The organism is Streptomyces sp. NPDC007162 (genome assembly GCF_040634175.1).
GTDB lineage: Bacteria > Actinomycetota > Actinomycetes > Streptomycetales > Streptomycetaceae > Streptomyces.
The window spans coordinates 1-7,678 of sequence record NZ_JBEYFC010000433.1 but is presented as its reverse complement, the minus strand read 5'-3'; the positions used below and the strand labels follow the sequence as shown (position 1 = coordinate 7,678).

General features: G+C 72.1%; 7 protein-coding genes. 6 read left to right on the top strand and 1 reads right to left on the bottom strand.

Annotated features, from left to right (window positions below; translation table 11 throughout):
* The 3 genes from ABZ646_RS35085 to ABZ646_RS35075 all read left to right on the top strand — a co-directional run.
* A partial coding sequence (locus tag ABZ646_RS35085) for an acyltransferase family protein (protein ID WP_360528176.1) occupies positions 1-1,121 on the top strand: 1,121 nt, incomplete at its 5' end.
* A gap of 122 nt (positions 1,122-1,243) precedes the next feature.
* Positions 1,244-1,447: a cold-shock protein gene (locus tag ABZ646_RS35080; protein WP_007502648.1), complete on the top strand. Its 204-nt coding sequence runs from the start codon at positions 1,244-1,246 to the stop codon at positions 1,445-1,447.
* A gap of 87 nt (positions 1,448-1,534) precedes the next feature.
* A complete protein-coding gene (locus tag ABZ646_RS35075) occupies positions 1,535-3,307 on the top strand; it encodes a DEAD/DEAH box helicase (RefSeq protein WP_360528173.1) in 1,773 nt (590 codons plus the stop codon).
* Between the two features lie 351 nt (positions 3,308-3,658).
* On the opposite strand, the gene ABZ646_RS35070 is transcribed toward ABZ646_RS35075, so the two are convergent.
* On the bottom strand, positions 3,659-4,669 hold the full coding sequence (locus ABZ646_RS35070; protein WP_360528170.1) for a LacI family DNA-binding transcriptional regulator: 1,011 nt from the start codon (positions 4,667-4,669) through the stop codon (positions 3,659-3,661).
* A 200-nt stretch (positions 4,670-4,869) separates the two neighbouring features.
* On the opposite strand from ABZ646_RS35070, the gene ABZ646_RS35065 reads away from it, so the two are divergent.
* From ABZ646_RS35065 to ABZ646_RS35055, 3 genes are all read left to right on the top strand, one after another.
* Positions 4,870-5,664, top strand: coding sequence for an ATP-binding cassette domain-containing protein (locus ABZ646_RS35065; RefSeq protein ID WP_360528167.1), 795 nt, complete (start codon positions 4,870-4,872; stop codon positions 5,662-5,664).
* Complete coding sequence (locus ABZ646_RS35060; protein WP_360528164.1) at positions 5,661-6,692, top strand: ABC transporter permease; 1,032 nt, start codon at positions 5,661-5,663, stop codon at positions 6,690-6,692. The genes ABZ646_RS35065 and ABZ646_RS35060 overlap by 4 nt, the downstream gene beginning before the upstream one ends.
* Positions 6,693-6,715: 23 nt before the next feature.
* On the top strand, positions 6,716-7,678 hold a 963-nt coding region (locus ABZ646_RS35055), incomplete at its 3' end, for an ABC transporter substrate-binding protein (protein WP_360528160.1).

Here is a 7,678-nt window from a genome sequence, read left to right as displayed (position 1 = left end):
CCGGCGGCCATGCCGCCGGCGGCTCCTGGGCACGGGCCCGGGAGTCCGGAGCCACCGCCGCGGGGTGGCTGGGCCGGCGGGCGCTGCGGCTGCTCCTCCCGGTGGGCGTCTACAGCGGTCTGGTGCTGGTCGCCGTCGGTGTCTGCGCGGCGGCCGGTGTGGACGCGGACACGCTTGCGCTGGTGGGCTGGGCGATGGCGATGCAGTTCTGGTTCCTTCCGGTGTATCTGCTGCTCAGCGCCCTGACTCCGGTGATGTACGCGGCCCACCGGCGCTGGGGGCCGCGCGTCCCGCCGGCCATGGGTACGGTGGCGCTGGCGGTCGACGTGCTCGTGGTGCGGGAGCACACGCCGTACGTAGGGCTGCTCGACTACGTGCTCGTCTGGGGCGTGGCCTACCAGCTGGGCTTCTGCTGGCGCGACGGGCTGCTGACCGGGCGGCGGTACGTGCCGGTCGCGATGGCTGCGGGCGGCCTGGCCGCCTTCGCCGCGCTGGTGGCCCTCGGGCCGTTCCCGGTCAGCCTGATCGCGGTGACCGGACAGCACCCCGGCAACACCGATCCGCCGTCCGCCGCGATGCTGGCGTGGGTGGTGGCCCAGGCCGGACTGTGCCTGCTCGCCGCACCGGCGGTACGGCGACTGCTGGAGCGCGAGCGGGTGTGGCGGGTGGTCCGTCTCCTGAGCGCGGCCAGCATGACGCTGTATCTGTGGCACATGCTGCCGGTGCTGGTCGCCGCCGCCGCGTTCTACCTGACCGGCCTCGCGCCCGAGCCGGGCCTGGGCTCGGGCGCCTGGTGGGCGCTGCGGGTGCCGTGGCTGCTGCTGCTCGGCCTGGTCCTGGCAGGCGTCGTGGCCGCGCTCGGCCCGCTGGAACGCGGGCTGACCGTGCTGTACGAGCGGACCAGTCCGGACGCCGGGCTGCGCCGCGCCCGGCCGCTGTGGCTCGGTCTGGCCCTGGATGTCCTCGCGCTGAGCCGGCTGGCCGTGCGCGGCTTCGCGCCGGACGGCCGGCTGCCCGTGCTGCCCGCCCTGGGGCTGGCGCTGGGCACGGCCCTGGTGCTGCTCACCCGGTGGGCCGCGGCACGCCGAGCTGCCGCGGTCCCGGGAGCTGTGCTACGGTGAGTCAGTCGCAGTTGTGGTACCCATGAACTTGGTGCGCCTGACGGGAATGTTCATCCATCAGGCGCATTGTTTGTTTTCCCGGCATCTCCGGATGGGGCCTCTGCCTACAGAAGGAGAATGTCATGGCACAGGGAACCGTGAAGTGGTTCAACTCTGAAAAGGGCTTCGGTTTCATCGAGCAGGACGGCGGCGGCCCCGACGTCTTCGCCCACTACTCGAACATCGCGACCCAGGGCTTCCGTGAGCTCCAGGAGGGCCAGCGGGTCTCCTTCGACGTCACGCAGGGCCAGAAGGGCCCGCAGGCGGAGAACATCGTCCCCGCCTGATCACCGGACGCGTATCCGCTCACCGGGGTCCGCACCGTCATGGTGCGGACCCCGGTTTGTGCTGTTTCCAGGAAGGCAGACCCCCGCATGTCCCGCAGACCCCAGAAGTCGAACCGGCGCGCCCCGTCACCCCGACCGTCCGTGTCGTCGTCGGCGGAGTTCCGGCTGCCGCAGAGCACGACACCCCCGCTCCCGGCCGTCGAGGACTTCGCGGCTCTGGACATGCCCGCAGGGCTGCTGAAGACCCTCACCGCGCAGGGTGTGACCGCTCCTTTCCCCATCCAGGCCGCCACCCTGCCCAACTCGCTGGCGGGCCGCGATCTGCTCGGCCGGGGGCGTACCGGTTCCGGCAAGACCCTCGCGTTCGGCCTTGCGGTCCTGGCCCGTACGGCCGGTCTGCGCGCGGAGCCCAGGGCACCCCTCGCCCTGGTGCTGGTGCCCACCCGGGAACTCGCCCAGCAGGTGACGGACGCGCTGACCCCCTACGCGACGGCGGTGAACCTCCGGCTGGCCACGGTGGTCGGCGGCCTCTCCCTCACCAAGCAGGCCGGTACGCTCCGGCGCGGCGCGGAGGTTCTCGTCGCGACCCCCGGCAGGCTCAACGACCTCGTGGAGCGCGGTGACTGCGTACTCGACCAGGTAGGCATCACGGTGCTGGACGAGGCCGACCAGATGACCGACATGGGTTTCCTGCCGCAGATCACCAAGCTGATCGAGCTGGTACGGCCGGACGGCCAGCGCATGCTCTTCTCGGCGACCCTGGACCGCAACATCGATCGTCTGGTGCAGCGGTTCCTGACCGACCCCGTGGTGCACTCCGTGGATCCGTCGGCGGGGGCCGTGACCACCATGGAGCACCATGTGCTCCACGTCCAGGACGAGACCGACAAGAAGGCGGTCACCACGCGGATCGCGGCCCGTGACGGCCGGGTCATCCTCTTCCTCGACACCAAGCGGTCCGCCGACCGGCTCGCCAAGCGGCTGCTGGCCGTCGGTGTCCGGGCGGCGGCGCTGCACGGGGGACGCTCCCAGCCGCAGCGCACCCGCACCCTGGAGCAGTTCAAGAACGGCCAGGTCACCGCGCTGGTGGCGACGAATGTCGCGGCCCGGGGCATACACGTCGACGACCTCGACCTCGTGGTGAACGTGGATCCGCCCACCGACCACAAGGACTACCTCCACCGGGGCGGCCGCACGGCCCGCGCCGGTGACTCCGGCAGCGTGGTCACCCTGGTCCTGCCCGAGCAGCGGCGGGACGTCACCCAACTGATGTCGGACGCGGGCATCCGCCCCCGGACGGCCCACGTCAGGTCGAGCGACGCTGAGCTGGCCGGCATCACCGGCGCCCGCGAGCCCTCCGGTGTGCCCGTCACCATCGAGGTGCCCCAGCCGGCGGAAGCGGCGCAGTCCCGCACGGCCGGGAAGGCCGCCGACGGCCGCGGCAGACGCGCCGGCCGGCGCCGAGGCGGCCGCGGATCCGCGGCGCCGGACGCCGCCACCCGCACCACGGGCACGAACACCCGGAGGGGGAGCACCGGCGAGCAGGGGCGGGGCACCTCCGAACAGACGGCGGGCGCCACCGGCAGGAAGAGGTCCACCGCCACGCGGGCAACCGGCTCCACCGGTCAGTCCCGAGGCACGTCCACCCGGACGGCCGGCTCCACCGCCCAGCCGCGAGGAGGCACGAAGGCCACGCGTACGGCGGGCACCACCGCCCAGGCGAGGACCGCCGCCACCGGCAACACGACGGGCTCCACGGCCGGCGGGACGCGCTCCACCTCCCGCGGCGCGACGGGATCCGCCTCCCGCACGAGGGGCACCGCCTCCCGTACACGAGGCGCCTCCACCCGCGGCGACTGACCGGGGCGCGGTTCCACCCGGCTTCCGGGCCCGGCAGCCGCCCCCGCCGTACGGGGAGGCGCCTCCACCCGCGCGGCGGGCGCCGCCTTCCGTACACGAGGCGCCTCCACCCGCGGCGACTGACCGGGACGCGGTTCCACCGGGCTGCCGGGACCGGCCGCCGAACAACCCGACCTCACGGCCACCGGGCCCCGCCGCACAACCGCCGCCCCTCCCCCACACCAGGCTCCCGAGGGCTCACCGCCGCCCGCCAACCAGGCCCACAGCCGCCGGGCCCGGGCTCCGCCGCCGAACCACCCGCCCTCACAGCCGCCGGGCCACCGGGCCCGCCGTCGGGCTCCGGTCAGCTCCCTACGCGGCGAAGGGGCCCGGGATCTCCCCCGAGCCCCGGCGGATCAGCCGGGTCGGCATCACCACCGTGCGTGAGGGTGAGGCGTCGCCGTGGATGCGGGCGAACAGGAGGTGCGCCGCGCTGGTGGCGAGGGCGACCGGGTCCTGGGCGATCACCGTGACCGGAGGCGTCAGCCGGGCGGCGAGCGCGAAGTCGTCGAAGGAGACGAAGGCCAGACCGGGCGGGAGCACGGCCAGGGCGCCGAAGGCGAGGAGTTCGTTGCCGGCCAGCAGAGCCGTCGGCGGGTCGGGCAGCGCCAGCATCCCGGTGACCGCCTCCGCCGCCTCAGGTCCCGATCGCACCCCCTCCCTGACCAGCGTCGGGTCCGCCGCGATCCCCGCCGCCGTCAACGCCGCGACGTAGCCCCGCCGGCGTTCGCCGAACGTCCAGATCTCCGGTATGTCGCCGACGTACCCGATCCTGCGATGGCCGCCTGCCACCAGGGACCCCACGGCCTCCCGCACCGCACCGAAGTTGTCGACCACCACAGCGTCCACGTCCAGGCCGGGTGCCGCCCGGTCCACGCAGACGATCTTCGTGCCCTGGACCTGGGCGGGGCGCAGGAAGCGGTGGCCGCCCGCCGCCGGGGTGAGGATCAGCCCGTCGACCCGCCGGGCGGTGAACGCGGCGATCACCTCGCGTTCACGGCGCAGGTCGGCCCGGCTGGAACCGATGAGCATGACACTGCCACGCTGCCGGGCGACGTCCTCGGCGGCGGAGGCGACCGCCGCCATGAAGGGGTCCGCGACGTCGTCGACCAACAGCCCTATGGTCTGGCTCAGTTCGCGGGTGCGACGCAACTGCCGTGCCACGTCGTCGCGTTGGTACCCGAGTTTGCGGACCGCGGCCTCCACCCGGGCGGCGGTGTGCGGGGCGACGGCCGCATCGCCGTTGACGACCCGGGACACCGTCATCGCGCTGACGCCCGCTTCCGCGGCGACGTCCTTCATGGTCGGCCGGGTCGCTGCCACGCCACGTCCTCCCGCTGCGTCACGTTTGAGCGTCGACTCGTTAACGTTACCAACTCGATGGCATATCAACAGCCGTACAAATAGCGGGAATTGAAACCGTGGTAACACGATTGCCCGCCGTGTGCACCACCCTTGACACCCCGCTGCGGGCGCCCCAAGAATCAGCCAAGCTGTTAACGATACCAACCAGAAGGCACAACATGGCCTCTGCAAGGGAACCACTGCTCACAGCACATGGAGTGGTCAAGCGTTTCGGCCACGTCCAGGCGCTCTCGGGCGCCGATTTCACGGCATACCCCGGCGAGGTCGTCGCCCTGATCGGCGACAACGGCGCCGGCAAGTCCACTTTGGTGAACGTCCTGTCGGGCGTGCTCGCCCCCGACGCGGGCGAGGTCCGCCTGGACGGCGCACCCGTCCGGTTCTCCGGTCCGATGGACGCCCAGCGGCACGGCGTCGAGACGGTGTACCAGGACCTGTCACTCGCCCCCGATCTCGACGCGGCGGCCAATCTCTACCTCGGCCGGGAGATCGTGCGCGGCGGGCTGCTCGGCCGCATCGGCGTTCTCGACCGGCCCGCGATGCGCCGGGAGGCGGTACGGGCCTTCGCCGAACTCGGCGTCGAACTGAAGGATGTGACGGCCGCGGTGACAACGTTGTCCGGCGGTCAGCGGCAGTCCGTCGCGGTGGCTCGCGCGGTCGCCTTCGCCCACAAGGTCATCTTCATGGACGAGCCGACCGCCGCGCTGGGCGTCGTACAGCGCGCCCGGGTCCTGGAGACCGTGCGCAGAGTCGCCGACCAGGGCATCTGTGTCGTACTGATCAGCCACAACATGCCTGAGGTGCTGTCGGTGGCGGACCGGGTGGAGGTGCTGCGGCTGGGCCGGCGCGTCGCGTCGTACACCGCGGCCGACACCACGATCGAGGAGCTCGTCGGGGCGATGACCGGGTCGCTGGACGGCCCGAGCGGGGGCAGGGAAGCGGAGGGCGGCCGATGAGCGCGGAGAGCCAGAAGGCGGCGGCCGTCGACGGCCGTCCGGGCGTGCCGGAGTGGCTCCGCCGGGCCGCGAGCCTCAACGAACTGTGGACCTTCGTGATCCTGGTGGCCCTGGTGGCGTTCTTCACCATCGCGGCGCCGGGCAAGTTCTTCACCACGTACGACATCACCCAGATCGCCGTGAACGCGGCCATCTACCTGGTGCTCGGTGTCGGCATGACGTTCGTGATCATCACGGCGGGCATCGACCTGTCGATCGGCTCGGTGCTGGTGCTGGCCGCGGTGGCCGCGGGTGAGTACAACCTCCACCACGGCGGTCCCGACTCCGGCTGGGGCACGGTCGCGATCTGTGCCGTCATCGCGCTGGCGGTGGGCACGGCGTGGGGCGCGCTGCAGGGCGCGGTGGTGGCGAGCGGCAAGGTACCGCCGCTGATCGTGACGCTGGGCGGGCTGGGCGCGGCGCTCGGGATCGCCGAACTCGCCACCGGCGGCCAGGATCCCGCCGGGGCGGCCTCCACACACCTGCAGAACAGCCTCGGTTTCGGCAAGGTGCTCGGCATCCCCTGGATGGTGATCCTGGCCGCGGTGGTGACGGCGCTGTTCGGCGCGGTGCTGGCCGGTACCCGGTTCGGCGAGCACACCCTCGCGATCGGTTCGAACCCGACCGCCGTGCGACGGGCGGGCATACCCGTGGGCCGGCACCTGGTGAAGGTGTACGGCCTGATGGGGCTGCTGGCCGGGCTCGGCGCGGTGATGTGGCTGGCCTCGTACGGCACGACGTCGATCGCCGGGCACTCCACCGACAACCTGAAGGTGATCACCGCGGTGGTGCTCGGCGGTACCAGCCTGTTCGGCGGCCGCGGTTCGGTGCTGGGCACCGTGATCGGCGTGTTCATCCCGGCGGTGCTGACCACCGGGCTGATCGTGATCGGCGTCCAGCAGTACTGGCAGGACGTGGCGGTGGGCGTGGTGCTGGTCGTGGCCGTCTACGTCGACCAGCTGCGCAGGAAGACCCGGGAACGCGCATGACGAGTGACAAGGAGAACTCTGTGATGGGGAGCATTCGCAAGCGGCGCGGGTTGCTGGTCGCGGTGGGCACGGTGCTGGCCCTGGGCGCGGCCTCGGCGTGCGGTTCGTCGAACGACGGTGGCGGCTCGGGGAGTTCGGGCGGCGTCAAGGGCAAGAAGGTCCGGCTGATCACGGGGGTGAAGAGCGACCCGTTCTACATCACCATGACCTGTGCCGCGCAGCAGGAGGCCAAGGCCAAGGGGATGGACTTCACTGCCGACGGTTCCGCGCAGTGGGACGTGTCGGTGCAGCGTCCGCTGCTCGACTCGGTGGCGGCGGCGCGCCCGGACGGGCTGCTGATCTCGCCGGTCGACACCAGCGCGCTGACGCCGTCGCTCAAGCAGATCCAGTCGGCCGGTACCAAGGTGGCGCTGGTGGACACGACGGTGAGCGACGGTTCCGTGGGCATCACCCGGATCTCCTCGGACAACGAGAAGGGCGGCCGGGTCGCGGCCGACGCGCTGGCGAAGCTGATGAACGAGAAGGGCTCGGTCATCGTCATCAGCGTCAAGCCCGGCGTGTCGACGACCGACGCACGGATCAAGGGCTTCACGGAGGAGATGGGCAAGTACCCGAACATCAAGGTGCTGCCCACGCTCTACGACAACGACCTGCCGGCCACCGCAGCCTCCCAGATCCAGTCGACCCTGGCCGCCCATCCCGACCTGGGCGGTGCGTTCGCGGGCAACACCAACACCGGCACCGGTATCGCCACCGGACTGAAGCAGGCCGGCAAGCAGGGCGCGGTGAAGGTGGCCGCGTTCGACGCGGAGCCGGACGAGGTCGCCGCGCTGAAGGCGGGCACCCTCCAGGTGCTGGTCGCGCAGGACCCGGCGGCGATCGGGAGGCAGGCGGTGGACCAGCTCGCCGACGCCTTCACACCAAACTCAACTGCCGCCGGGGGCCCGCCGGTTACACCCCGACCGTCCTCGTCCCGGCGCGGGTTA